At 73.7% G+C, this 26,141-nt stretch carries 19 protein-coding genes; 13 read left to right on the forward strand and 6 right to left on the reverse strand.

Going from position 1 to position 26,141, the window contains the following annotated elements; genetic code table 11:
- Window positions 1–78 precede the first annotated feature (78 nt).
- Both IEZ07_RS04660 and IEZ07_RS04665 read right to left on the reverse strand, forming a co-directional pair.
- Window positions 79–783 carry a CBS domain-containing protein gene (locus IEZ07_RS04660; RefSeq protein WP_191893766.1) on the reverse strand — a complete coding sequence of 235 codons (705 nt, stop codon included), beginning with the start codon at window positions 781–783 and terminating at the stop codon, window positions 79–81.
- A gap of 369 nt (window positions 784–1,152) precedes the next feature.
- Window positions 1,153–1,788 carry a TetR/AcrR family transcriptional regulator gene (locus IEZ07_RS04665; RefSeq protein WP_191893629.1) on the reverse strand — a complete coding sequence of 212 codons (636 nt, stop codon included), beginning with the start codon at window positions 1,786–1,788 and terminating at the stop codon, window positions 1,153–1,155.
- A gap of 86 nt (window positions 1,789–1,874) precedes the next feature.
- On the opposite strand from IEZ07_RS04665, the gene IEZ07_RS04670 reads away from it, so the two are divergent.
- Window positions 1,875–2,687 carry an SDR family NAD(P)-dependent oxidoreductase gene (locus IEZ07_RS04670; RefSeq protein ID WP_191893630.1) on the forward strand — a complete coding sequence of 271 codons (813 nt, stop codon included), beginning with the start codon at window positions 1,875–1,877 and terminating at the stop codon, window positions 2,685–2,687.
- Window positions 2,688–2,774: 87 nt separating this feature from the next.
- On the opposite strand, the gene IEZ07_RS04675 is transcribed toward IEZ07_RS04670, so the two are convergent.
- A complete protein-coding gene (locus IEZ07_RS04675; protein WP_191893631.1) occupies window positions 2,775–3,659 on the reverse strand; it encodes a hypothetical protein in 885 nt (294 codons plus the stop codon).
- 277 nt (window positions 3,660–3,936) lie between these two features.
- On the opposite strand from IEZ07_RS04675, the gene IEZ07_RS04680 reads away from it, so the two are divergent.
- From IEZ07_RS04680 to IEZ07_RS04710, 7 genes are all read left to right on the forward strand, one after another.
- Complete coding sequence (locus tag IEZ07_RS04680) at window positions 3,937–4,860, forward strand: universal stress protein (RefSeq protein WP_191893632.1); 924 nt, start codon at window positions 3,937–3,939, stop codon at window positions 4,858–4,860.
- A 75-nt stretch (window positions 4,861–4,935) separates the two neighbouring features.
- Complete coding sequence (locus IEZ07_RS04685) at window positions 4,936–5,892, forward strand: TIGR03885 family FMN-dependent LLM class oxidoreductase (RefSeq protein WP_191893633.1); 957 nt, start codon at window positions 4,936–4,938, stop codon at window positions 5,890–5,892.
- Window positions 5,893–5,997: 105 nt separating this feature from the next.
- Window positions 5,998–6,459: an ATP-binding protein gene (locus IEZ07_RS04690; RefSeq protein ID WP_191893634.1), complete on the forward strand. Its 462-nt coding sequence runs from the start codon at window positions 5,998–6,000 to the stop codon at window positions 6,457–6,459.
- A 328-nt stretch (window positions 6,460–6,787) separates the two neighbouring features.
- Window positions 6,788–7,723 carry an RNA polymerase sigma factor gene (locus IEZ07_RS04695; RefSeq protein ID WP_239319394.1) on the forward strand — a complete coding sequence of 312 codons (936 nt, stop codon included), beginning with the start codon at window positions 6,788–6,790 and terminating at the stop codon, window positions 7,721–7,723.
- A gap of 1,167 nt (window positions 7,724–8,890) precedes the next feature.
- On the forward strand, window positions 8,891–10,306 hold the full coding sequence (locus tag IEZ07_RS04700) for an FAD-dependent oxidoreductase (RefSeq protein ID WP_191893636.1): 1,416 nt from the start codon (window positions 8,891–8,893) through the stop codon (window positions 10,304–10,306).
- Entirely contained in the window at window positions 10,303–10,965 is a 663-nt protein-coding gene (locus tag IEZ07_RS04705; protein ID WP_191893637.1) for a DUF6875 domain-containing protein, read from the forward strand. The genes IEZ07_RS04700 and IEZ07_RS04705 overlap by 4 nt, the downstream gene beginning before the upstream one ends.
- A gap of 61 nt (window positions 10,966–11,026) precedes the next feature.
- Window positions 11,027–12,067, forward strand: coding sequence for an SAM-dependent methyltransferase (locus IEZ07_RS04710; protein WP_191893638.1), 1,041 nt, complete (start codon window positions 11,027–11,029; stop codon window positions 12,065–12,067).
- Here IEZ07_RS04710 and IEZ07_RS04715 read toward each other — a convergent pair.
- Both IEZ07_RS04715 and IEZ07_RS04720 read right to left on the reverse strand, forming a co-directional pair.
- Complete coding sequence (locus tag IEZ07_RS04715; RefSeq protein WP_204054242.1) at window positions 11,999–13,375, reverse strand: MFS transporter; 1,377 nt, start codon at window positions 13,373–13,375, stop codon at window positions 11,999–12,001. The genes IEZ07_RS04710 and IEZ07_RS04715 overlap by 69 nt on opposite strands.
- A complete protein-coding gene (locus IEZ07_RS04720; RefSeq protein ID WP_191893639.1) occupies window positions 13,372–18,051 on the reverse strand; it encodes a non-ribosomal peptide synthetase in 4,680 nt (1,559 codons plus the stop codon). Before IEZ07_RS04720 ends, IEZ07_RS04715 begins: the two co-directional genes overlap by 4 nt.
- Before the next feature lie 333 nt (window positions 18,052–18,384).
- Between IEZ07_RS04720 and IEZ07_RS04725 the strand changes: the two genes are divergently transcribed.
- The 3 genes from IEZ07_RS04725 (at window position 18,385) to IEZ07_RS04735 (ending at window position 23,257) form a co-directional block, all read left to right on the forward strand.
- Window positions 18,385–20,004: a methyl-accepting chemotaxis protein gene (locus IEZ07_RS04725; protein ID WP_239319408.1), complete on the forward strand. Its 1,620-nt coding sequence runs from the start codon at window positions 18,385–18,387 to the stop codon at window positions 20,002–20,004.
- Between the two features lie 243 nt (window positions 20,005–20,247).
- Window positions 20,248–22,710: a hypothetical protein gene (locus IEZ07_RS04730; RefSeq protein WP_191893641.1), complete on the forward strand. Its 2,463-nt coding sequence runs from the start codon at window positions 20,248–20,250 to the stop codon at window positions 22,708–22,710.
- Window positions 22,711–22,897: 187 nt separating this feature from the next.
- Window positions 22,898–23,257 carry a hypothetical protein gene (locus IEZ07_RS04735; protein ID WP_191893642.1) on the forward strand — a complete coding sequence of 120 codons (360 nt, stop codon included), beginning with the start codon at window positions 22,898–22,900 and terminating at the stop codon, window positions 23,255–23,257.
- Window positions 23,258–23,339: 82 nt separating this feature from the next.
- On the opposite strand, the gene IEZ07_RS04740 is transcribed toward IEZ07_RS04735, so the two are convergent.
- Window positions 23,340–23,849 (reverse strand): MarR family transcriptional regulator, encoded by a 510-nt coding sequence (locus IEZ07_RS04740; RefSeq protein WP_191893643.1) that lies wholly within the window; start codon window positions 23,847–23,849, stop codon window positions 23,340–23,342.
- A gap of 85 nt (window positions 23,850–23,934) precedes the next feature.
- Between IEZ07_RS04740 and IEZ07_RS04745 the strand changes: the two genes are divergently transcribed.
- Window positions 23,935–25,128: an FAD-dependent oxidoreductase gene (locus IEZ07_RS04745; protein WP_191893644.1), complete on the forward strand. Its 1,194-nt coding sequence runs from the start codon at window positions 23,935–23,937 to the stop codon at window positions 25,126–25,128.
- Window positions 25,129–25,302: 174 nt separating this feature from the next.
- Window positions 25,303–26,121: an alpha/beta fold hydrolase gene (locus tag IEZ07_RS04750; RefSeq protein ID WP_191893645.1), complete on the forward strand. Its 819-nt coding sequence runs from the start codon at window positions 25,303–25,305 to the stop codon at window positions 26,119–26,121.
- The last annotated feature ends 20 nt before the right edge of the window (window positions 26,122–26,141 follow it).

A 26,141-nucleotide genomic window follows, 5' to 3' on the forward strand; every position in this document is an offset into this window, starting at 1 on the left:
TCCCCTCTCCGGGGTCTCCGGTCCGTCCGGGGTTCCTGTCCCCTCCGGCGTCTCCGGTCCGTCCGGACGCGACGGAGTTCAGGCTCCGCCCCAGACGACCGGGACGGGCACCGTGTCGTCGGTCCGCCAGGAGAGCTCGTCGACGACGTCGACGACCCCGTCGAGGTTGCGGGTCACGCGGACGGCCGCGGCGGCCTGGCTGCGCGTCTCCAGTTCACCGGAGATCGTCACGACCCCCTCCCGCGAGGTGATCCGTACGGTCTCCGGATCCGCCCAGAGGTTCCGCACGATGACGTCGTCGCGGACGCGGCGCTCGATCTCGGCGTCGCTGCGCACGAACACGCGGATCACGTCGCGGCGGCTGACGATGCCGACCAGGGTGCCGTCGGAGGCGACCACGGGGAGCCGCTTGACGCCGTGCCGGTCCATCATGCGGGCGACCAGCACGATGGAGGAGTCGGGGGTGGTGACGACGGCGGGGGAGGTCATCAGCTCCTCGGCCGTGTCCCCGGCCGCCCGGCGCTCGACGTCGCCGTCCTCGCCCAGGCGGTGGCGGAGCCGGGTGCGCAGCGGCGGGCGGTACGCCTCGCCGTAGTAGCGCTCCTTGAACTCCTCCTTGCGGACCAGATCGGCCTCGGACACGACACCGACCACCCGCTGCGCGGCGTCCACGACCGGGACGCCGCTCACGCCCCGGTCGATGAGGAGCGCGGCGATCGTGTGGAAGGGCGCGTTCGCCCGCACGGCCGCGACCTCGGCGGTCATGACGTCCTTGACGGTCATCTTCACGGTGAACCTCCGGTGGGGCGTCGGGGGAAGCGGGGACGGGACCCCGGCCTGCGCCGGCCCGCCCGCGCGGCCCCGCGGTTCGGCGCGGTCGCCCGGCCGGATCCGTCTCCCGGCCCGGGATCTCCCGCCCCTCCATTCCATCGCCGGGCGGGTCCGGCGAGGAGGGGCGGAGGTCCCCGGCGGCAGGGCCTTTCGGCCGCCGTCCGGCGGCGGTCGGGGTTCGACCAGGCCGACGCCCGCGCGGCCGCGACGAACGGCGGGACCCGTCCGACCGGCCGCCCGCCCGGCCGCGGAGGGGAGCGGGGACGAAGGGCCCGGCCCGCCGGGATCGGGGACCCGGCCCCGGGAGGGCGTCGCCGAGCGCTAGCCGTCCCGTCCCGTGCGGTGGTTCTGCGGCGGCGCCGGCCGGGCCAGGCCGTACATCAGCGTGTCGATGACGAGGGTGGCGAGGGCGTCGGGATCGGTGGCCCGGACGGCGCAGGCGGTGCCGGCGTCCCGGCCGGTGTGGTGCGCGGCCTCGCCCAGCAGGGCGAGGTACGCCTGCCTGGTCCAGGCCGTGTCGATGTCCGGCGGCAGCAGACCGGACTCCACGGCCCTCGCGAAGACCGTCTCGCAGTTCGCCATCACGGCGGCGTGGACGGCCTGCGCCCGCGGGCTGAGCGGCACCGGGCGGGTCAGGGTGAAGCGCCAGCCCGGCTTGACCTGCAGGATGTTCGCGGTGGCCTGGTGCAGGGCGACCAGCGGGGGCGCGGTCTTCGGTCGGGCGGCCTCGACGGCCTGCTCGATCTCGCGCCAGGCGGTGACCTCCATCGTCTCGAGCAGCGCCTCGCGGCTGGCGAACCTGCGGTGCACGGTCGCCCGCGCCACCCCCGCCGCCTCGGCGATCTGCTCCATGGTGGCGGCCGGATTGGTGCCGAGCAGGTCCTCGGCCGCTCTCATGATCGCTTTGATGCTGCGTTCGGCGTCCGCCCGCAATGGCCTGCCTGCTGTACCGCTCATGGGAAGACGCTACAACCTCGCTCGGCTCCGACGCGTAAGTGAGACTAATTGTTGCAGATCAGTGTTTATCTGATACGTTCTCTCTCATGAAGCCGCAGAACACCACCGCCCTGGTCACCGGCGCCTCCTCCGGCATCGGTGCCGAGTTCGCCCGTCGACTGGCCGCCCGCGGCCACCACCTAGTGCTCGTCGCCCGCTCGGTGCCCGCGCTGGAGGCGCTGGCCGCCGAGCTGCGGGGCGCCTACGGAGTCCGGGTCGAGGTCGTCCCGCAGGACCTGTCCGCGCCCGACGCCGCCACGCGGGTCGCCGAGGCGCTCGCCGCCCGGGAGATCACGATCGACCTGCTGGTCAACAACGCGGGTTTCGGCACGGCGGGGCGCTTCGAGGGCATCGCGGCCGAGCGCGAGCACGACGAGCTCATGGTCAACGTCGTGGCCCTGGTGGGCCTGACCCACGCCTTCCTGCCCGGAATGCTCGCGCGGGGCTCCGGGGCGGTGGTCAACGTGGGATCGACCGCGGGGTTCAACATCACCCCCTACTTCGCGACGTACGGGGCCTCCAAGACCTTCGTCCTCAACTTCAGCCTCGCCCTGTGGAGCGAGATGCGCGGCACCGGGGTGAAGGTCCTGGCCGTCGCGCCGGGCCCGGTCGAGACGGCGTTCTTCGACGGGATCGGCACGCGGAAGGCGGCGATCGGGGCGAAGATGAGCACGCCGGAGCGGGTCGTCGCCGCGGCGCTGCGCGCGCTCGACCGCGACCGGGGCTACGTGGTGCCGGGCCTCGGCAACTTCGCGGTGTCCCACCTGATGCCGAGACGGCCCCGCAAGCTCGTCGCGATGATCGGCCGGATGGTCACCCGGCAGGTGGCCGACGAGCTCACACCCGTCACGGCGCGGTGACCTCTCCCGTGCCGGGCGCATCGTGAGGGCCCGTCCACCCGGAGAGCCGTCGTGGGCGCGGCGGCGGGACCCTCGGCGGGACCGGTCTCAGAACGCCGTCGGAGCGGTCTTCGCGCGGGCGGCGGCCTCGCCCTCCCAGTCGACGGCGACCTTCTCCGGGTCCTCCGCGGCGATCCGGACGGGCAGCCGGGTGCCGGGCACCGTACGGTGCAGGTGGGCCGGGGGCACGCGGTGGCCGAGCCGCACCTGGTACGGTGCGCCCCCGCCGTCGGGGACCACCTGCAGCACGAACCCCACGATCGGGTCGCCGTTGTCGGCGGTCATGCCGTTCAGGTCGAAGGTGCCCATCACCGTGGCGGTGCCGGGCAGGCCCCGGGCGAGCAGGTCGGCCGCGGACAGGTGCTCGGCGACCACCGGCTCCTCCCGGCCGGGCGCGCGGTTCCAGTCGACGGCCAGCCGCCGCGGGTCCGCCGGGTCGATCCGCACGGACAGCACGGAGCCGGGCAGCACCGCGCCGACGAGCAGCCGGGGCAGGGTCTCGCGGTGCGCGACCCGGTAGGGGGCCGCGCCCCCGGGGCGGACCTCCAGCTCGAAGCCGACCATGGGCTGGTCGTTCAGGGTCATGCCGGTGTCCCTCATGGAGAGCACGACGGCGGTGGCGGGCAACCCGCCGGCGAGCAGGTCGCCGTTGCCCCGGGCCATGTCCTGCAGGTCCCGGACCATGCCGAAGAGCCCGCCGGACTTCTCCGGGCCGAGCTGCTCCTCGAACACCGACATCCCCCGGCGGAAGGCCGTCGTGTGGAACGACCAGGCCGAGGTGAAGACCCCGGCGAAGGTCGTCATCATCCCGACGACGAAGGCCGGAGTGGCCCAGGCGGGCATCGGCCACATGGTCATCCCGGTGACCCCCGCCGCGAGGAGGAGGCCCCCGCAGATCCCGACCCCCACACCCAGCTTGCCCATGCGTGCCATCGACGTTCCCTCGTCCTCTCCGATATGCCGCTCAGGGCCACCGTTCCGCGGTGGCGCTCCGGAGCGCCGCGTCCGTGCTGCCGCCGACAGGTAACCGCGATCTGCTTTCACACCGGTTGCAGGCGGATTGCGGTGGTCCGTGCGCGGCCCGGCGCGGATCGCCGGGCTTTCACCGGAACGGCGCGGTCCGGCGGGGCTCCATCGGACCGGTGGTACCGTCCCGGCGGTCCGTCCGCGGACCCCGCCGGAGGCTGTGACGGTCCGTACACGACTGGGTATGGGCACCGCCATGGAACATGTGGTGGTGGGGGTCGACGGGTCGGCGAACAGTCTCCGCGCGGTGGAGTGGGCGGTGCGGGAGGCGGGGCGCCGCGGTCTCCCCGTGCGGGTGGTGCACGTCGTGCACGAGTGGCTGCACTCCCGGACGGACGGCGAGATCGAGGAGGTGCGGCAGTGGATGTGGCACAACGGCCGCGAGATCGTCGACCAGGCGGTGGCCCACGCGCGTGAGTCCGCGCCGGGGGTGGAGGTCGCCGACGCGATGGCCTTCGGCGAGCCCGCGCACGCGCTGGCCGCCGAGGCCGGGCCGGGGGACCTGCTCGTGGTCGCCTCGCGCGGGGAGGGCCGGATCTCCAGCCTGCTGCTCGGATCCGTCGCGCTGAAGATCGTCTCCCAGGCCTCCTGCCCGGTGGCGGTGATCCGCGGCCCGGTGGAGCCGGGGCGGGAGTTCGGGGAGGTCGTCGTCGGCGTGGACGGGTCGCCCGCCGGGGCCGAGGCGCTCAGGTTCGCCGCGGAGGAGGCGTCGGTCCGCGGGGCGCGCCTGCGGGCGCTCCTGGCGTGGAACCTGCCCGTCGCGGCGTCCACCCTGCTCCCGCCGTCGCTCTTCGACCTCACCCAGATCGAGGGCGTCTGGACGCGCATCCTGGAGGAGGCGGTGCGCCCGGTCGCCAAGGCGCATCCGGAGCTCGAGATCGTCCACGAGCAGGTGATGGGCCACCCGGTCCAGGCGCTCGTCGACGCCTCGGAGGCGGCGGACCTGCTCGTCATGGGATCCCACGGGAAGGGGGCGCTCGCGGGACTCTTCCTGGGATCGGTGAGCCACGGCGTGCTGCACCACGCCTGCTGCCCGGTGACGGTGATCGGCCCGCGAGCGCTCGCCGCCCACGGGGACGGCCCCGCCGGCCGCGAGGGGAGCGGCTGACCGGTCGGCCGGTCGGCCGGAGAAGGGCCGCCCGGGGCGGTCTGGAGCGCCGTCGGCTGGGTAGCGATGGAGACCATGGCGACCTACGGCTTTCACTCATCACACGAGCAGATCCACCCGGCCGAGCTGCTGAAGGCGGTGACGCGGGCCGAGCAGGCGGGTTTCGCGGCGGCGATGTCGTCGGACCACTTCTCGCCGTGGAGCGAGCGGCAGGGGCAGTCCGGCTTCGCCTGGTCCTGGCTGGGGGCGGCGCTCCAGGCCACCGGCCTGCCGTTCGGCGTGGTCAACGCGCCGGGGCAGCGCTACCACCCGGCGATCATCGCCCAGGCGATCGGCACCCTCGGCGCGATGTTCCCCGGCCGGTTCTGGGCCGCGCTGGGCACCGGGGAGGCGAGCAACGAGCACATCACCGGGGAGCGCTGGCCGCGCAAGGCGGTGCGCACGGCGCGGCTGCGCGAGTGCGTCGACGTCATCCGGGCGCTGCTGGCGGGCGAGGAGGTGAGCCACGACGGGCTGGTCACCGTGGACCGGGCCCGCCTGTGGACCCGGCCGGAGACCCCGCCGAAACTGGTGGGGGCGGCGGTGAGCGTGGAGACCGCCCGGTGGTGCGCCGAGTGGGCCGACGGGCTGATCACCGTGAACGCTCCGCTGAAGACGCTGCGCGAGGTCGCGGACGCCTACCGGGAGGCGGGGGGCCGCGGAAAGCTCGCGCTCCAGGTCCACCTGAGCTGGGCGGAGAGCCGGGAGGAGGCCGAGGCGGTCGCCCACGAGCAGTGGCGCAGCAACGTCTTCCGCCCCCCGGTCTGCTGGGACCTCGACACGGCCGAGCTGTTCGACGTGGTGTCGGAGGAGGTCGCGCCCGCCCGGGTCGCCGAAGTGGTCAACGTCTCCCCCGATCTGGGGTGGCACGCGGCCCGGATCAACGAGTACGCCGAACTGGGCTTCGAGGAGATCTACCTGCACCACGTCGGCCAGGAGCAGTCGGCGTTCATCGACGCGTTCGGTGCGAAGGTCCTCCCGCAGCTCAGGTGACATTTCGACATATTTTCGAAACGAGAATGTCGTGAGCGGTTCACATCCCCGGGGTGGATGTTCTACATTTGCTATGGGAGCGCTCCCATAGCTGAGGAGAAGCCAGTGTCCCCCCAGAACGGCTCGCTCATGGCGCCAGCAGATCTCGTCCACACCTTCGAAGGCCTCCTGGCCGCGGCCCCCGCGAGCGTGCGCGAGGCCCGTTCCCTGGTGCGCCGTGAGCTCCCGGGCTGGGGCGCCGAAGACCTGGTGGACGACTGCGTGCTCATCGTGAGCGAGCTGGTCACCAACGCCGTCCGCCACGGGGGCGCGGCCTGCGCGCTGCGCCTCGGCGGCGACGGCGCCCACGTGTACGGTGAGCTCTTCGACCCGGGCACGGGCGCGCCCCGGATGCGCGAGGCGGACATGGAGGCCACCGGCGGCAGGGGGCTGCAGATCGTCGACGCCCTCGCCGCCGAATGGGGCGTGTCCTGGCCGGAGTCCGGCGGGAAGATCGTCTGGTTCGTGCTCGGCGGCGGATGCCTGCCGTACGGAGCGCTCCACCGCGCGTCGGGTGCCTTCGCCTGATCCGCTCCCTCGCGTGCCGGCCGTCTCCGCCCGGTCGGCGACGTCACCCGCCGGGCGCCCTGCGACGTCCCCGCCGATTGATCCCCGACGCGGTGCCGTACGTGCCGGGCCCCCGGCTGCGTCCGGCGGCCGGTTCCGCGTGATCCGGTTCCGCGTGATCCGGTTCCGCGTGATCCGGTTCCCCGGGACGCCCGCCGGTCCGTTCGGAGCCGGGTCCGGACGGGATCCCGGGACCGGACCGTTCGGAAGGAGCGGAACCGGACTGTAAGAAAGCCTTCCTCCGGGCCACATGCTCTACGACGGACGTGTCCCGACCGAAGAAACCGGCTTGCCGAACCCACATGAGCGCTTCACCGCGCTCTACACCACCTACCAGGCGCGGGTGTACGGCTACGCGGCAAGCCGCGCCGGACGCCAACTCGCGGAGGAAGTGGTCAGCGAGACCTTCCTGATGGCCTGGCGGCGGCTAGACGACATCCCCGACCACGCGCAGCTGCCCTGGCTCCTCCGCTTCGCCCGCAACATCCTGCGCGACGGCTTCCGGCAGACCGCCCGGCGCGAATCCCTGGAAGCCGAGCTGCGGACCTGGCTCGAGGAGGCCGCCGACGCGGGCGACCACGCCACCGAGCGCGTCGCCGTGCTCACGCCGTCGAGGGCCAACCAGGAGCTGTTCGACCTGGCCGGCAGGATCGAGAAGCTTCCCGCGGGCGGCGGCGCCTACTGGCGCGAGGCGGCGGTCGACGATGGTCACCTGTTCAGCGGCGGCTACACGCTCACGGTGGTCGACCGGAGGGAGACCTGGCAGCCGCGCGACCCCGCCGATCCGGTGCTCATGCGGCCGTGGCGGGGCAGCGCCCGCCCGGCCACCGCCGCGGACGAGCGTCGCTGGCGGGCGGCGGGATCCCCCGCCCGGGTCAAGGGGTATCGCGAGACGGGGAGCCGTGCGGTTCGGTGCCGGTCGCCGCCGAATCGCAGGACTGCCGGTACACCCTGCGGACGGACCCCGCGGGAACCTATCCCGACACGACGGTCGGCGAGTTCACCATGGCGGATCTGGCGGCGCTGCCCACCGAGCCGGCCGAGCTCAGGAAGCGGCTCCGCGCCTACCACGAGACCTGGAACAGGCGCGGTTTCACGCAGTCTTTCGAGGAGTTCCTCCCCGTCACCGCGAATCTCCTGGGCATGCCGCTCAGCCCCGCCCAGCGCGCCGCGGTCATCCGCGTCCTGGCCGGTCTGCCGACCACCAAGGTCGTGGGCGCGGTGACGGACCCCCGGGCAGAAGGGGCATCTCCGTGGATTTCGGCGGGCCGGAGGGCTTTCTGGTGTACTCCGGCGAGGATCTGCCGGTCCGTTACCGGCAGATCCTCGATCCGAGGACCGGGGAGAAGCTCTCCTCGGTCTCCTACGCGGCCCGCACGGGGCTGGGAGCGACCGAGGGCCAGGTCGTGGACTACCGGGCTCGCGGTTCCGAATCGGGCTGGACCGGACCGCCGGCTTCCCCGGGAAGGGGTGCGAGAAGGGGAGGTGAAAGGGTTCCCCGTTCTCCGGCGAGAGCCGTATGCGCATCCCGGGGGCGGGGTGACGGGCCGCGGCGTGACGTCGGCAGCCCGAGGACCTCCGGCTCGTCGGGCATGAGCCCGGCCGGCAGGCGCGCCGGGCGGATCGCCTCGGCGCACAGGTCTCCGCGGTCCAGCCGCTCGCCCGAGTGCGGGCCGTACGGTGTCCGCGATCGGTACGGGGTCATGACCTGCGATTACTAGGCATGGCTGAAAATTTCTATCGCTAATGTCATTAAGCGTTAGTGACAGTATCTTGACGGGTGATATCCCGTGTCCATATCTTCGGCAAGTGGGAGCGTTCCCACGGGTGGTGGGAGCGCTCCCATGAAACGTTTCGGTCGCCATCGTGACCGAGCGTCCGATGGAGTCCGCAGGTTTCCGACGACCTCGGCGACCTGTCGCGGCTTCTGCCGACGATGCCTGAAACCGGAGGTCCGGACGCGTCGGCGCCCCGGTACGGCGCCCGCCGGCCGGGACGTTCCGGTGTCCTCCGCCGTCCTCCGGCACCGCTTCCGCGAAGCCGCGAGCCCTGGGCTTCCGCATGCCGGGGTCCGCGGAGCGCTGCGCATTCTCGCCCGCCGCGAACGGCCAATCGAATTTCCCTCTACAGGGAGAGTGTGATGACCTGCGCCTTCAATTCCTTAAATGACCGTTTCTGGATTCGTGTCCGTATTCACAGACCGGCGAACCCGCGGTCACCGTACGGAACCGGGCGGGTGCGGTGGGCGGACGGCCGGGCGGTGAGCCGGGAACCGCTCGCGGGCGAGGGCCCGGAGCCGCTGACCGGAGCCGCCGAGGACACCCGGTGCGCGCCGCCGCGCAGGTCCGCGGCATGACCCCCTACCGCGGCACGACGAATCGGTGGAGACCAGATGACGGATGACGATCTCTCACGACCCCCGCTGCGGGAGAACGCCCGGTCCGGGCCGCGCGCCGCGATCGTGGGCGCGGGGCTGTCCGGGTCCCTGCTCGCCCTGTTCCTGGCCCGGCGGGGCTTCCGGGTCGAGGTCTACGAGCACCGGGACGACCCGCGCCTGAGCAAGGACGAGGGCGACGGACGCTCCATCAACCTGGGGCTCTCCGCACGGGGCATCCGGGCCCTGCGCCGGGCCGGGCTGCTCGAGGAACTGTGGCCGCACACCGTGCCGATGCGGGGACGCATGATCCACTCCCCCTCGGGGGAGCTGACGTTCCAGCCGTACGGCACGGCGGACCACGAGATCCTCTACTCGATCCGCCGCGGCGTGCTCAACGCGCTGCTCATCGAGCACGCCGAAGCCCTCGGCGGGGTGACGTTCTTCTACGGGCTGCGCTGCGTCGACCTCGACGCGGACACCGGCACGCTGACGCTGTCCGACACGATCTCGGGGGAGACGCGGCGGGTCGAGGCCGATCTCGTGGTCGGTGCGGACGGGGCCTTCTCCGCCGTGCGCCGGCTCATGCAGCGCGGCAGGTCCGCGGACCTGCACCAGGAGTTCCTCGAATGGGGGTACAAGGAGCTCACGATCCCGCCGGCGCCGGACGGCGGCCCGCGAACCCCGATCGAGGCGCTGCACCTCTGGCCGGCCCACCGCGCGCTGATCGTCGCGCACCCCAACACCGACAACTCGCTGACCTGCACGCTCTTCCTGCCGCACGAGGGCGGGTCGAGCTTCGCCTCGCTCGGTTCGGGCGCAGAGGCCGAACGGTTCTTCCGGAGCAGGTTCCCGGACGCCCTGCGGCTCATCCCGGACCTGGCCGAGGAGTTCGAGGCCAACCCGGTCGGGCGCCTGGTCAGCGTGCGCACCTCGGCATGGCACGCGGGGGAGCGGGTGGTGCTCGTCGGAGACGCCTGCCACGCCGTCTACCCCTTCTACGGGCAGGGGATGAACGCCTCCTTCGAGGACTGCCTCGTGCTCGACGAGTGCCTGGCCCGGCATCCCGCGGACCGGGGCGCCGCGCTGCGGGAGTACCAGGACCTGAGGCGACCGCACACCGACGTCCTGGCCGAGCTGTCGAAGGAGAACTTCCTGGAACTGCGCGACGGCCTGCGCTCTCCCGTGCGCCTGCTCCGGGCCCGCGCCGACCTGACGCTCAACCGGATCTTCCCCCGAGGATGGCAGCCGTTGTACACCATGATCTCGCACACCTCGATGCCCTACGGCGAGGCGCTGCACCGCGCCCGCCGTCAGAACGCGCTGCTGGGCGCGGCCGCGGCGGCGCTGTCCGCGGGAGCCGCCCTGGGCGCGGCCGCGGCCGTCCGGCGGCTGCGGCGCCGTACCGGAGCCTCCGCGAGGAGGACCGGGTGATACGCCATCCCGACCGTGACGACCTGGTCCTCTTCGAGATGGGGGACCTCGGCCGGACGCCGCCGCCGGAGGCCGCCGGACACCTTCCCGTCCTGCGCACCGTGCGGGAGTGGATGGGCGAATACCTGTGCAGGCCGCTGCCCGAGCTGGGACGCAGGGGAGCGGTGTGCCCGTACACCTCGACGTCGATGGACAAGGGCCGGACCTTCCTCGCGGTACGGCCGGGCCACCCGGCCGACCCGGAGGAGGTGGTGCACTCCGTCCGGCCGTACCGCGAGTGGTTCATGCGGCTGGCCCCGGCCGGAGAGACCCTCTCCACCTACACGACCCTGATGATCCTCTTCCCGGACGCGCGCAGGGAGGACCTCCCGGCCATCGACGCGGCCCAGGCGGCGTTGAAGGCGTCGTACGTCTCGGAGGGGCTCATGATCGGCGAGTTCCATCCGGGACCGCCCGACAAGCCGGGCCTGTGGAACCCCGACCTGCGCCCGCTGTCCAGCCCCGTGGCGATGCTGGTGATCAGGCGCATGGTGGCGACCGACTTCCCCTTCCTCCGGGACGACGACGACCACGTGCGCTCCTACCTGTCGTGGTTCGGGGACGAGGTGCCCTCGCATCTGAGGGAGTCGGTACGCGCCGCCGCCGAGAGCCTGAGCTGATGAGACCGCCGGGTGCCCGGGCCGCCGGGCACCCGGGCCGATGAACCGACCGAGGAGCGACGTGCCACTCGACCTGCCGCCCGACGAGGCCGCGACCCTGCGCCGAGGAGAGGGTCCGGCCGTCCAGATCGACCTGATCCAGACGATGATCTTCCACGCCGCGGTGGCCGCACTGCGGCTCGGCGTGTTCAGCGCGCTCGAACGGGGGCCGCGCGAGCTCGGCGCCCTCGCCGGCGAGCTGGCCGTGGACGAGGCGAACCTCCGCGCGCTGCTGCGCCTGCTGGTCACCGGCGGCTACCTCGCCGAGGGCGAGGACGGCTACGAGCGGACCCCGGCCGGGGCGTGGCTGGCCGGGCCGGACGACGGGTTCGGGGCCGTGCTGGACTTCTGGCACTCCCTGATCGGCGGGCTCTGGCAGGGCCTGGAGGAGACCGTGCGCACCGGAAAGCCGCAGCGGGACTTCTACGCCTGGCTCCAGGAACGTCCCGACGTGCTCACCGGATTCCAGGGGGTCCAGCTCCGCATCGCCGAGTGGCTGGAGGAGGAGGTGCTGGAGCTCGCCGGGCCGCCCGGCGAGCCGGCCCGCCTGCTGGACCTCGGCGGGGGGCACGCCAGGTACAGCCTCGCCTACTGCCGCCGCCACCCCGGACTGTCCGCGACCGTCCTCGACCTGCCCGAGGCCCTGGAGCCGGGGCGCGCGGCGGTGGAGGCCGCCGGGCTGGCGGAGCGCTTCACCTTCCTCCCCGGGGACCTCCGTACGGCCGAGGCGCCCGGGGGACAGGACGTCGTGCTGCTGTTCAACGTGCTGCACGGCTTCCCCGCCGACACCGCCCGGGCCCTGGTGGGCCGGGCGGCGGGGGCACTGCGCCCCGGGGGGAGGCTGATCGTGATGGAGACCCTCCCCGACCCGGTAGGCAGCGTCCGCGAGGAGGCGTTCACCCGCGGCTTCGACCTCAACCTGATCCACACCCAGGGCGGCAGGCTCCATCCGGTGGAGACGATCGCCGGGTGGATGGAAGCGGCGGGCTGCGGCTCAGTCGAACGCCGCGATCTCACCCGGTCGGCCGCGTTCTGCCTGCTCGTCGCCGACCGCGAGGGCTGAGGCGCCGGGGACGGCGTCGGCGTCGGGAACGTCGTGCTCCAGCCGCCGGAGCGCGGGGACCAGCATCACGACGCCCGCCAGCAGGACCAGCAGGATCCCGTCCGCCAGCACCACCGCGGCGAGGCCGCGCGCCTCACCGACCCCGACGACCGCTCCCAGCGAGCCCGTGAGCGGGCCGCCGGGCTCCAGGGCCGGGCCCACGACGTTCTCGGCCAGCGGGGCCGCCAGCAGGTAGGCGGCGGGCATCGCGAGCTGGCCGAGGGTGTGCGAGGTGCCCATGACCCTGCCCAGCGAGGCCGGTTCGACCTTGCTCTGCAGGACCGTGACGACGGTGCCCTGGACCACGGGCAGGGTGAACAGGAACACGGCCGCGGCGGCCCCCACGACCACCGCCGACGTCCAGGGCGCGTGCAGGGCCAGGGCCGCTCCGCCGAGCGCCATGAACACCGCGATCCCGGCCACCCGCCGCTTCGGCCCGCCCCACGCGCCCATGAGCAGCCCGCCCGCGAAGAGCCCGGACCCGCCCGCGAACATCAGCACGCCGAGGGTGGCCGCCGAGGAGAAGGACAGGATGAGCGGCTGGACCAGTACTCCGGCGACCCCGAAGAGGAAGTTGTACGCGGTGAGCATGAGGACGAACGCGAGGAGCGCGGGCCGGGCCCGGAGATACCGCAGGCCGAAAGTGAGGTCCGAGCCGAGGGACGGCCGCTCGGTCCGCTCCGCCGGGCGCAGGACCGGCGCCGGCAGGCTCACCACCAGCAGCGTGCCCATCGCGACGGCGAACGACGCCAGGTCGACGACGAGCACGCCGACCATGCCCACGGCCCCGAGCAGTGAGGCGGCCAGGAGCGGGGCGGCGATCTGGATCGCGGTGGCGGCCTGCATGAGCCCGTTGGCCCGGCCCAGGTGCCGCTTGGGGATCAGCATCGGCGTCATCGCCTGGTAGGCGGTCAGGTGGAAGACCCCGCACGCGGCGCTCACCGTCGCGCTGACGTAGACGTGCCACACCGCGAGCGCGTCCAGGTACAGCAGGACCGCGACCGCGGCGGTGGACACCGCCGCCAGGCTGTCGGTGACCACCATGACCGTCCGCCGGTTGAAGCGGTCGATCGCCACCCCGGCGAACGGCCCGGCGACCAGGCCGGGAAGCATGGAGCTCAGCATCACGAAGGCGAACAGGGTGGCCGACCCGGTCGTCTGGAACACCCACACGCCCAGGACGAAGGAGGTGATGCTGGACCCCACGCCGGACACCAGCGAGGCCAGCCACACCCCGCCGAACCTGATCAGGTCCCCTCGCGCGGTCACGATCCGCTCCCCGCGCCCGGCAGCCGGCCCGCGGTGGCGAACGCGTCCAGGTAGCGGCCGAGCAGCCACGACCCGTCGGGGGCGGGCGGCACGCCCGCCCCGCTCAGCCACTTCTCGGTGCGGGCGCAGTCGAACAGCGGCCGGTCGAAGCGCGGTTCGGTCTCGGCCAGCCCGGCGGCGAACGGCTCGAGCGCGGTCGGCTCCCCGGCGGCCAGCCGGGCCAGTACGGCGGCCCGCCACCGGGACCAGGGCACCAGGTCGGCGGGGCATCCGCGCTCGGCCAGGGCCGCGGCGATCCGCCCGTAGCCGACCGTCGCCGGATTGAAGTAGTGCAGGTCGTGAGGGGGAGGCTGGGCTGAGGCGACCGCCGCGGCCACTCCGCCGGCCACCTGGTCCACCGGGGACAGGTCCTCCTCGAAGCCCAGCTCGGGCACCATGCCGACCTGGGCGCAGGTGATCAGCAGCCGGCCGAAGTAGTCGTCGGGAGCCCCGATCCCGGTGCGGCTGTCCCCGCCGATCCGGGCGGGCCGGTGCACGGTCACCGGGATGCCGCGCCGCCGTGCCGGTTCGGCCAGCCGGTCGGCCACCCACTTGCTCTGGTTGTACCCGCCGCCGAGCCCGCCGGGGTCCTCCGGCGGATCGAGCTCGCTCACCGGCCGCCCCCGGTAGGCGTCGCCGAGGTACACCCCCAGGGTCGAGAGCAGGTGCACCGGGACCCCGCCGCCCAGCGCCGCGAGCCGCAGCACCTCCACCGTGCCCGCCACGTTCGGCGGGCGCAGCAGGGCGTACGGCTGGGCGAAGTTGACCAGCCCGCCGCTGTGGCAGACGGCGTCCACCCGCAGGGCCAGCTCGCCGAACGCCTCGGCGTCCAGCCCGAGGCGCGGCGCGGCCAGGTCACCGGGCAGCCCCACCAGCCGGGAGTCGCCGGAGACCCGCTCCAGCCCGTACCGGACCAGGTTCTCCCGCACCCGCCGCAGGGCGTGCTCCGGGGAGCCGGCGCGCACCAGGCAGATCACCCGGCCCGTCGTGCGCTCCAGCAGCTCGGCGACGAGGTGCGCGCCGAGGAAGCCCGTGGCGCCGGTCAGCAGGAACGTCCCGGGACCGGGCCGGGCGGAGGTCCGGGCGGCCACCGCCACCTCGTCCGGCAGCCTCACCTCGGCCCGCAGGTCCGGTGCGTCGTCGTCCGCGCCGCCGTCGCGGGAGCCGTCGGCGCGCGCGGTGACCAGCGCCGCGAACTCGGCCAGGTCGGCGGCCTCGAACAGGTCGCGGGCGGAGGGCCGTACGCCGAGCTCGGCGTGCACCCGGGTCACCACCTCGGCGATCCGCAGGGAGTGCCCGCCGAGGGCGAAGAAGCCGTCGTGGCGGCCCACCCGTTCCACGCCGAGCACGCCGGCCCAGACCCGGGCGAGCGCCTCCTCCACGGGACCCCGCGGCGGGGTGTACTCCTCCGGTCCGGAGCCGCCGGGCTCGGGCGCGGGCAGTGCCGCGTAGTCGGTCTTGCCGTGCGCGGTGCGGGGGAGGGCGTCCAGCCGGACGAAGAGCGCGGGCACGAGGTAGTCCGGCAGCCGGTCCCGCAGGTGGCGCCGGAGGTCACCGGGCTCGCCGCCGGTCACGTAGGCGATCAGCCGGTGGTGGCCGGCCGGGTCGGGCAGGGCCGCGACCGCCGCCTCGCCCACCGCCGGATGCGCCGCCAGCGCGGCCTCCACCTCGGCGGGCTCGACGAGGTGGCCGTGGATCTTCACCTGCCGGTCGGCCCGGCCGAGGAACTCCAGGGACCCGTCGGCCAGCCACCGGGCCAGGTCGCCGGTGCGGTACATGCGCGAGCCCGGTGCGGCGGCGAACGGGTCGGGCACGAACCGGTCGGCGGTCATCGCCGGGTCGCCGAGGTATCCGCGGGCCAGGCAGTCGCCGCCCAGGTACAGCTCGCCGGGCGTGCCCACCGGGGCCCGCCCGCCGTGCCGGTCGCAGACGTACGCGCGGACGTGCGGGAGCGGCCGCCCGATCGGCAGGTGGGCGGTGCCCGCGGCCACCGCGCCGTTCCCCGTGCCGCCCTGCACCGTCCCGTCCCCGGCGCCGTTGCCCGTGCCGTCCACCGTGGCGTGGACGGTGGCGCAGACCGTGGCCTCGGTCGGGCCGTAGTGGTTGAAGAGCCGCACCCGGCCGCCGGTGGCCCGCGCCCAGGCCCGCACCGCGTCCATGGGCGCGCGCTCCCCGCCGATCATCATGACGTCCACCGGCCAGTCGCCGGGCACGTCCGTCCCGTCCAGCTCCCCGGCCCAGCGCCGCCACAGGGCGGCCGCGGTGTCCACGGCCGTCACCCCCCGCTCGGCGCAGAACCGCACGAGCTCCGCCCCGTCGAGCAGGGCGGGCTCGGGATGGAACACCAGGGCCGCACCCGAGACCAGCGCGGGGAACACGTCCCCCACCGACGCGTCGAAGGTCAGCGGCGGGAGCACGAGCAGCCGCTGCCCCGGGCCGAACCCGTGGACGCGGACGAAGGACTCCGTCAGCCGGGAGAGCGTCCCGTGCGTGACCATGACCCCCTTCGGACGGCCGGTGGAGCCCGAGGTGTAGATCACGTACGCCAGGTCGTCCGGGCCGGGACGGCCGGAGGGGCTCCCGGATGCCGCGCCGCCGGGTACCGGAGCCGGGGGGATCCCGGCCACCGTACCGTCGCCGGTCACCGGCGAGGAGGAGGTCCCGCTCACCGTGCCGCCGGGTGCCGGAGCCGGAGGGGTCCCGGCCACCGTACCGCCGCCGGGTGCCAGGGCGGAGATCTCGATGCCGCCGCCGCCCGCCGAGAGGGTCACGAGGGCTCCGGACTCCCGCAGGATGTCCCGCAGGCGGGCCGGCGGGTGGGAGGGGTCGAGCGGCAGGTACGCGCCGCCCGCCTTGAGCACGCCCAGGATCGCCACCACGGCCTCCGGACCGGAGGGCAGGACCACGCCGGCGAGCGTCCCCGGGCCCACGCCCGCACCGGCCAGCTCACCGGCGAGGTCGTCGGCGCGCCGGTCCAGCTCCCGGTAGGAGAGGGTGCGCCCGTCCCCGGCGACGACGGCCGGCGCCTCGGGCGTCTGCGCGGCCCGGAGCGCGACCAGCTCGTGCACCCGCGGCTCCGCGGCGCGCGCGGCTTCGTCCCGTACGGCCTCGTCCCGTACGGCCTCGTCCCGCCCGACCCCATCCCGTACGGCCTCGTCCCGCCCGGTGCCCGCCGGCAGGGCCGCGGCGCCGCCGGGCCCGTCACCGGTGAGGTCGACGTCCCACACCCGGGTCTCCGGCCGCGCCGCCAGCTCGGTGAGCATCCGCACCACGTGGTCCCTCATGCGCTCGGCGGTCCCGGCGTCGAAGAGGGCGGTGGAGTAGTCGATGCTGATGTCCATGTCGGCGCCCACGACGGCGTGCACGGTGAGGTCGAACCGGGCGCTCGGAGACGGCGTCTCCCACTCGCGCATGGACCAGCCGGGCACGCCGTGGTCGGACCGGTCGGCCCCCTGGACGACCAGCATGACCTGGAAGACGGGGTTGTGGGCGAGGTCGCGGGGGGCGTTCACCAGCTCGACCACCTGGTCGAACGGGAACCTCTGGTGTTTGAAGGCGCCGAGGAACCCGGCGCGCGTGCGCCGGAGCAGCTCGGTGAGCGTGGGATTGCCGCGCACGTCGGCGCGCATCGCCAGGGTGTTGACGTACATGCCCACCGACCGGGCCAGCGAGGGCAGGTCGCGGTTGGCCACCGGTGTCCCGATGACCAGGTCCTCCACGTCGCACACCCGGGCCAGCGCCGCCGCGAAAGCGGTCTGCAGCACGATGTACGGCGTGCACCTCTCGCGCCGCAGCAGCGCCCGCAGGCCCTGGGCCACCTCGTCGGGCAGCCGCGCGGAGCAGCGGCCGGAGTCCGTCCCCTGCGAGGCGGTGCGCGGCCGGTCGGTGGGCAGCGGCAGCAGCGGCGGGACGCCGTCGAGCCGGTCGCGCCAGTAGTCGCGGTCGGCGCGGAGGGACTCGGGATCCTGGCCGGCCAGCCACACCGCGTAGTCGGGGAACTGTGCGACGTCGCCGGGGGAGGCCGGTTCCGGCTCACCGGTCACGGCGGCGCGGTAGCCGGCGAACAGCTCGTCGGAGAGGACCGCCAGGGAAGGCCCGTCGGCGACGATGTGGTGCACGCTCATCAGGAGCACGTGCTCGTCCTCGGCCAGGCGGAGCAGCGTGACCCGCAGCAGCGGCGGGCGGGAGAGGTCGAACGGCGCGGTCAGGACCTCCCGGGTGCGCCGCCGCGCGAGCGACTCCCGCTCCTCGACCCCGGAGTCCGGCGCGGGGAGCGCACCGAGCTCCTCGACGTGCAGCAGCCCGGCGAGCTCGTCCTCGGGCAGGTCGCGGACGACCTGCCTCGGCCCGCGGTCCGTCTCCACGACGGCGGTGCGCAGTGCCTCGTGCCGCCGGACCAGGGCGCTCAGGGAGCCGCGCAGCGCCGCCAGGTCGACCGGCCCGGTGATCCGGACCCCCAGCCACAGCAGGTAGGCGGCGCCGTCGAATCCGACGCGGTCCAGGAACCACAGGCGCTGCTGCGCCGGGGTGAGCGGTACGTCGTCGGACGGGGCGCGGGGCGGGATCTCCGAGCCCGGCCGGGACCCGGGCGCCGGGCGCCGCGTGTCCTTCCCGGGGAGTCCAGCCTTCGGAGCCATGTCACTCGGCATATGTCTCGACTCCTCCGACGGACCGGCTCGAGGGCGAGCGGCGTCTGCGGGGTATCCGATCTTTGGGAGCGCTCCCAAAGCTAGCGACGGTCTCCGCCGGGCGTCAAGGAAACCGCAGCCGGGTTCCTCTCCCCCTGCGCTGCCGGGGGAACGGGGCGAGCCGGCCGGTTCCGCGGACCGGCTGCGGCACCTGCGGGGCCGGTGACACCGGTTCCGGTGGCAGGGGTCCGGATTTCTCCTTCGTTCGGGCCGGTGGGAACCGATGAGTCAGGTCACAACCGTCTGCTGTGACCTGACTCATAAGGGAACCCCGTGGAATCCATGAACACGCACGCGGCCGCAGGCGGCCGCCGCCGGCTCTGGGGCGATCTGCCGGTCGGCATGAAGATCGGCGTCACCGTGCTGGTCACGCTGCTCGTGTCGTCCGCCGCCACGCTCGTCACGCTGGCCCAGACCAGCGCGGTGCGCTCGGCGGGCCAGTCCATCTACACCGGCAACGTCCAGCCGATGGTGGTGGCGTCCGACCTGCGTGACGTGCTCCGCGTGCTGCGCCTGGACCAGAACCAGGTCCCCCTGCTTGAGACGGGCTCCGAGGACCTGCGGAAGATGCTCGACAAGATCGACGGTGACATCGAGAGCATCGACGGGCTGCTGGAGGAGTACGGCCCGATCGCCGCCGCGCCGGAGAAGGTCGCGGAGTTCCGCGAGAGCTTCGACGCCTACAGCGCGGTCGCCGAGCAGCAGATGCTGCCCGCCGCCATCAAGGGCGACGTCGAGACCTATATGTCGATCAAGGACACCGGGGCGGCGAACGCGCCCTGGGAGGAGTGCAAGGCCCTCCTCAAGGAGATGGTCGAGGCCGAGAAGACCGAGGCGGCGGCCACCGCGGCCGACCTGGACGGCAAGTACGACACGGCGGTGACCCTCTCCCTGCTCTTTCTCGGGGCGGCCGTGCTGCTCGGCCTGGCGCTGGCCGTACGGGTGTCGCGGGGCATCAGCCGCCCGCTGCGCCGGTTCGCGGACGCCCTCGGCGCGGTAGCCGACGGCGACTTGACCATCCAGGTGCCGCAGACCGGCACCCGCGACGAGGTCGGCGTGATGTCCGGGGCGCTGAGCCGCTCGCTGGGCGCCATGCGCGCCAGCGTCCAGGACGTGCAGGACCAGGCGGGGCGGCTGACCGGGGCCTCCGCGGAGCTGACCGGCCTGGCGGCGCGGATCGAGTCGGGCGCCACCGTCACCGCGGCGCAGTCGCAGAGCGCGGCCTCGGCGGCCGGGCAGGTCTCGGCCAGCGTCACCACCGTGGCCGGGGCCAGCGAGGAGATGAACGCGGCGATCGCCGACATCTCGCGCAGCGCCGCCAGCGCGGTCCAGATCGCGCAGCAGGCGCAGAACGTCGCCGCCCAGACCAACGCCTCCGTCGCCGCCCTGGGTACGGCGAGCAGCGAGGTGGGCGACGTCGTCAAGGTGATCAACAGCATCGCCGAGCAGACCAACCTGCTGGCGCTGAACGCGACCATCGAGGCGGCGCGGGCCGGGGAGTCCGGCAAGGGCTTCGCGGTCGTGGCGACCGAGGTCAAGGAACTGGCGCAGGAGACCGCCAAGGCCACCGAGGAGATCAGCCGCAAGATCGCCGCGATCCAGGGCAGCAGCGCCGAGGCGGCGCAGGCGCTGTCGGAGATCACCGGGATCGTCGAGCGGATCAACGAGCACCAGACCACGGTGGCCTCGGCGGTGGAGGAGCAGACGGCGACCACGCAGGAGATCAGCCGCAGCGTCGGCCAGGCGGCCACCGGCGTGGATCAGATCGCGCGCAGCGTCGCCGACGTCTCGCACGCGGCGGGCGAGGCCAACGCCGGCGCGGCCCAGGCGACCGGGGCCGCCCGGCAGCTGGCGGACCTGGCCGTCGGCCTGAACCGGTCCGTCGCGCACTTCCGGGTCTGACCCGCGGCACCGCGATGATCGACTCCGTAGGGTGTTCCCGCTAGGGTTGGGCGCTTTGCTCGGTTGATCCTTCTCACCATCAGGGGGACACGCGTGCGCCCTCCCCGGCTCTCCCGCCTTCCTCTGCTTCCCTGGCTTCCTCGCCTTCCCCGGCTCGGCCGCCGGTACCGGTTCGGGTGGCCGGCGGGGCTGATCGCGGTCGGTTACACGGCCGCGGTCGCCGTGTCGGGTGCCGTCGCGGCGGTGGGAGGCGACGGATTCCTCACCGGGGTGCTGTCCCTCGGCGCGTGGTCGGAGTCCGATCCGGCGGAGGACCTGTCGGGCTGGTCCCTGCTGCCGCTGCTCCTGGCCGGAACAGTGCAGGGCTGGGCGCTCTGGCAGATCCTCCGCGGCCCGGTGACGGGCGGGTCCGCAGGGTCCGCCGGGTTCACTGGGTCCGCCGGGCCCGTCGGCCTCCCGGGACCCATGAAGCCTGCCAGGTCCGCGGATCCCTCGGGGGCGGCGGCTGCTGCAGGGATTGCGGAGGCCGTGGTTCCTGCGGGGCCCGCGAGGTCCGCGGGGAAGGCCGCGCGCCGGTTGCGCCGGGTGCTCTACGCGGACCTGGTCCTGCATCTGGTCTTCCACCGGTTCACCGGCCTCTCGTCACCGTGGTGGGCGGACGTCTGCTGGAGCCTCGCGGAGCTGGCCCTCGTGCTGCTGTTCCACCAGGTGCTGTCCGGTGCGTCCCGGGGGGTGAGGTTCACCGCGCTCGCGGCCGGGACGCTGTCCGCGGCGGCGTCGACCGGTGCGAGGGTGTGCGACGCCCTCGACCTCGACGCGGCCGGGGACGTCTTCCAGTTGGGGAGCCTGGGCGGGGTGCCCTGGACGCTGTGGACGGTGCTGGTCCTGGTGATGCAGGCGCGGGACGGCCGGTGGGGCCGGACCACCGTGTGGGTCGGAGTCGCAGATCCGGCGATGTCGCTCCTCGTCACGCCTCTCGTCCTCACCCTCCGTTTCCCGTGGGGGGACTCCGGCACGGTGCTCACCGGCCTCATCGTGGTTTTCCAGGTCCTCGTCCCGGTCTGGCTGGCGCGGTCCGCCCACGACCTCGGCGGCCCGCATGCGAAGGCCGCGCCGGATGCGGGAGCCGTACGGGAGGCGGGAGCCGTACCGGACGCCGGAGCCGTACCGGGCGGGGATCGGCCGGCACCGGACCGGGCCCCGCTCGGACGATGGCCGCTCCCGGTCATGGCGGTCGTGCTGCCGCTGCTGCCCGTACTCGCCGGTCTCGCCCGCGGGGTCCCCTTCTGGCTCGGGCCGGAGGGGCCGATCGGCGGGACCCTCACCGGTGCGCTGCACCCCCAGCTCGCACTGCTCTGGTTCTGCGCCGACCTCCTCGTCGGGATCGGCGGCCTCGCCCTCCTGGCCCTGACCGCGGTGGTGCGCCGGACGCCCCGCCACGTACGGACGGCAGCGGGCGTCCTGCTCCTGGCGGCCGCGGCCGGGGCGATCACCGCGGCCACCGCCGCGCCCGGCCCCCGGACCGAGCCCGGGTACGTCGACGAGGGCGGGGGCCCGTCCTCCGGCTACGTGTCCTTCGGATACGGGGGCCCGCAGCTCTATCCCGACTGGGTGTCCGCCGCCGGGGAGGGCGGTGCGACGGTCTTCACCGGCGTCCCGCCGCTCTGGCACAGCGCCGCCTGCGCCGCGTCGGCGCTGATCCTGCTGCTCCGGTACGGCCGGCGCCCGGCCCGGCGCTCGCCGTACCGGACGGCGGTGGCGTGCGCGGTCACGGTGACGGCGCTCTGCCTGCTCCCCGCGGCGGACCTCGCCCGCGGCCCGTTCACCACCGAAGGCGAGTGCGGGCGGCTCCGGTCCGCGACCGACGGGTACGGGCGGCGCGTCGAGACCCCTCCGCTGAGCGGTGAGCTGGCCTTCGTGTGCGAGGTGCGCGCCGGCCGGACGACGCTCCCGGTGGGCGAGGACCTGTCCGATCCGGCGCTGGTGGCGTACGGCCGCCGGCTCTGCGGCGTCTACACGCGGAACGACCCCGGGGAGATCGCCCGCGTCCGCGCGGTGAGCGGCGTCGACGTGCGCGAGTTCACGTACGTCCTCGACGAGGTCTGCCCGGCCGCCGACGCGGTGGTCAGGGCGGAGGCGGCGGAGGAGGAGCGCGAGATGCGGGAGTGGGCGGCGGAGCGGCAGCGCATGTGCGACGAGGCGCCCCGCCACCGTCCTCTGATCAGACCGGCGTCGGCGACGGTGGTCAAGGAACGGGTGGTGACGGACTACGGGGTGCTGGAGGCGTACGAGGAGACCGCCGAGAGTGATCTCTCCGAGGACGGCCCGTCCGAGCATCCGGAGGAGAACGGGCTGGTGTCCGCGCTCCCCGGCCAGTTGCAGATCCAGATCCACCCCGACGCGCCGACCTGCCTCACGCTCGAGACCTATACGCGCCGCCCGCCCGTGGAGACCAGGGGTTGGCAGCACGTCGTCGAGGTGGGCTACCGCAGTCCCGGCGGGAGGATCGAGCTCGGTGACCCGATGAGCGGCCCCGAGTATCCGAACCTCGCCCTGCGTGGCAGGAGCGGCGACTACCGGATCCGGGTGCACTACGCCTGGCTCCCGTGGGAGGGCGAGAAGTACGGCGCGCAGCGGCTGCTGATCATGGCCTACCCCGGGCGCGAGGACGGCGTGGTCGTGCACCGTGAGCGCACCCGGCCGTGACCGGACGCCCGGCCGCCGCCGGCCGGCGGCGTCTCCAGTGACGTCACCGACCGCAAGAGCACCCACCCGCAGCACCTGGCCGACGACCCGTTCGGCCTGGCCCGGCTGGACGGCGGCCGCCTCGGCGCCGACACCCGCACGCTCCACACCAAGAGACGTCGTTATCGCCGGCGGTCAGAATGGGGCGATGGGAACGAGACCCGGAACGGGGACGGCCGGTGACGAGATCGGCTCCTGGCTCGACCGGATCCACGACACGCACGACGAGTTCGCCTACCGGTACGTCTACGCCGCCTACCTGGCCGTACGGTCACCCCGCAGGGAGCGGCGGAGCGGCGAGGTCACCCTGACCGCGGAGCCGGGCGGCGGCCACCTGCTCCGTGCCGGGAGCGCGGACCCGGGATTGCGCCTGCGCGACGAGGCCGAGTGCGAGGCGTTCCTGGCGCACCTGGTCGGCCGCTACTGCCGGGGCAGGCATTCTTCCATGGAGGAGTGGGAGGCCGCCGCCCATGACCGTTACGTGGCGGACCTGCGCGGATGGGAGTAGGCGCGCGGTACCGGTACCCCGCCCCGGTACCCTCGGCGCGCTGAAGGCCGACGAAGCCTGTGGCGGGGAGGATCGGTCGCCCTCACGGCCGATGCTTCTCGCGCGCACTCCTGCGGGTGGCGTGTGGCTTGCCGTTCCTGCGCAGCAGGGCGGCCTGGTCAAGAGCGACGTTCCCGGCCGCGGCGGCGAACTCGACGATGAACCGGAGCTGGTCGGTGGTGGAGGCGGCCAGCCGCTCCTGTAGGAAGGCGGCCATGGGCCGGTAGAGCTCGGCGAGTTCGGCGAGCCTGTCGGGCAACTGGCTGATGATCACACGCCGGCGGTCACGAGGATCGGGCTCGCGCCGGATCAGCCGCTGTTCCTGCATCCGGTCGAGCATCTTCGTGACCGCGCCGGTGGTCATGCCCATGCGCTCGGCGAGCTGCGTGGGCGTCACGGCTCGGCCCGAGCTCACCAGGTTGAGGCAGTGCAGGTCGTTGACGGGTAGGCCGAGCTGGTCGGCCACGGCGTGCTGGAACAGCGTCGTCGCGCTGACGAACTGCGGGATCTCCGCAAAGGCGGCGACCTCCAGGTCTCCTCGCTCCGTTGACATCTGACCCCCTCCGATTTAGCTTCTTTGAGAAGAGGCTTCTTAAAGAAGATACTTTCTGAAGCGTAGATTCGCTGAAGGGTAGACCATGAAAGCTCTGATCATCGGTGGCGGCGTCGCCGGGCCCGCAGCGGCCATGGCCCTGCAGAAGGCTGGCATCGACTCGGTCATCTACGAGGCGCACCCCGCCGGCGCGTACGGCGTGGGCGCCACGATGGGCCTGTCCACCAACGGACTGGCGGCGCTCCAGGTGCTGGATGCGCACCGCGCCGTCGCCGACGCCGGGTTTCCCTGCCCTCGAGGCGTGATGTGGCTCGGTGACGGCCGGCGGCTCGGCGAGGACGTTCCGGCCCCGCTGCCGGACGGCACGACGGCCGTCCAGCTCCGGCGCGCCGATCTGTACGCCGCCCTGCACGGGCACGCCGCCGCCCGGGGCGTGCCCGTCGAGTACGGCAGGCGACTCGTCCAGGTCGAGCACCGCGGAGACCGGATCGTGGCGCGCTTCGCCGACGGCGGCGAGGCGGTGGGCGACGTGCTCATCGGCGCCGACGGCATGCGCTCGGCGACCAGGCGGTTCGTCGCTCCCGATGGCCCCCGTCCCCGCTACTGCGGCATCTTCGGCACCAACGGGTTCGCACACGGCCTCGACCTGGACAGCGGATACGGCACCTTCCACATGGTGTTCGGCAGACGGGCGTTCTTCGGCTACGTGCAGCGTGAGGACGGCTGCGTCTGGTGGTTCGTCAACGTCCCCGCCGCCAGGGAGCCCATGCCCGCGCAGCTCGCTGCGATCCCCGCCGAACAGTGGCGGCAGCGGCTGCACGGGCTTCTTGCGGTGGACGTCTCCCCCGCCGCCCGGATCGTCCAGGCCACGCCGCCCGGTTACGACTGGTTCGCCGCTCACCAGATGAAGGCGCCGAAGACCTGGCACCGGGGCCGGGCCGTACTGATCGGAGATGCCGCCCACGTCACCTCCCCCAGCTCGGGGCAGGGCGCCGCGATGGCTGTGGAGGACGCCGTCGAGCTCGCCCGCTGCCTTCGCGACCTGCCAGTGGCCCAGGCCCTCCCGGCCTACCAACGTCTACGCGAAGGGCGTCTGCGTAAGGTGCACGCCGGCGCCCGGCAGGTCAACCGGAGCAAGTCCGCAACGGGACCGAGCCGTGTGCTCCGCGACGCGATGTTCCCGGTGCTCATGAAGCGGTTCGGCGGTCCGCAAGCGCTGAGCTGGCTGTACGACCACCGCATCGACTTCGACAGCAAGGTCGAAGCCGATGCGGGATGACCCGGCGGTGGGCTCCAGTTTGCGGGCGACCTCGTCCGGAGCAGTCCGCACACCGGGCTGCGAGGTCGTGGCGCCTCCGGCCGTTCGGCGCCGACCGGGCGCTCGCCGGCAGATCTGTCAGTGCGCTGTGGCAGGATGCGGCGGAATCAACTGCAAGATCATCGGAGGTCGGTAATGTCGTCGGTACGTACGTCCGCGCCGCTGCACTTCGTGGAGCACGGGACCGGCACGCCGGTCCTGGCGCTGCACGGCTGGACGCCGGACCACCGGCTGATGCTCGGCTGCCTGGAGCCGGTCTTCGCCCGGCGTGACGGATACCGGCGGCTCTATCCCGACCTGCCGGGCATGGGGAAGTCACCGGCTCCCGCCTCCGTGACGAGCGCCGCCGGCCTGCTCGAGGCCGTGCTGGCCTTCGTGGACGACGTCCTCGGCGATGAGCCGTTCCTGCTGGCCGGCGAGTCGTACGGCGGTTACCTGGCCCGCGCCCTGGTGGGGCTGCGGCCGGAGCGGGTGCTGGGACTGGCGCTGATCTGCCCGGCCGCCGACCGGCTGGGCGCCACCGAGCGCGTCCTCCCGGAATTCCAGGTGCTGCGGCCCGATCCCGGGCTGCTCGCCTCGGCGGAGCCGCGGCTCGCCGAGGAGTTCGCGGAGATGGCGGTGGTGCAGACCTCGGAGACCCTGCGCCGGTTCCGTGACGAGATCATGGTCGGCCTCGACTGCGCCGACACCGCGGCGCTGGAGCGCATCGCGCCGAACCGGTTGCTGGACCCGGAGCCCTCGGAGAGCCGGAGCTTCGACCGGCCCACCGTGATCATCGCCGGTCGGCAGGACCACGTGGTCGGTTACGCGGACGCGTTCGCGCTGCTCGAGCACTATCCGCGGGCGACTTACGCGGTGCTCGACGTGGCCGGGCACAACGCCCAGTTCGAGCAGCCGGAGCTCTTCGACGCGCTGATGCTGGAGTGGCTCGACCGGGTCGCCGCCGAGAGGTGAGGCCCTCTCGCCCGCCGGCT

It is taken from the genome of Planomonospora parontospora (genome assembly GCA_014647935.1).
GTDB lineage: Bacteria > Actinomycetota > Actinomycetes > Streptosporangiales > Streptosporangiaceae > Planomonospora > Planomonospora parontospora.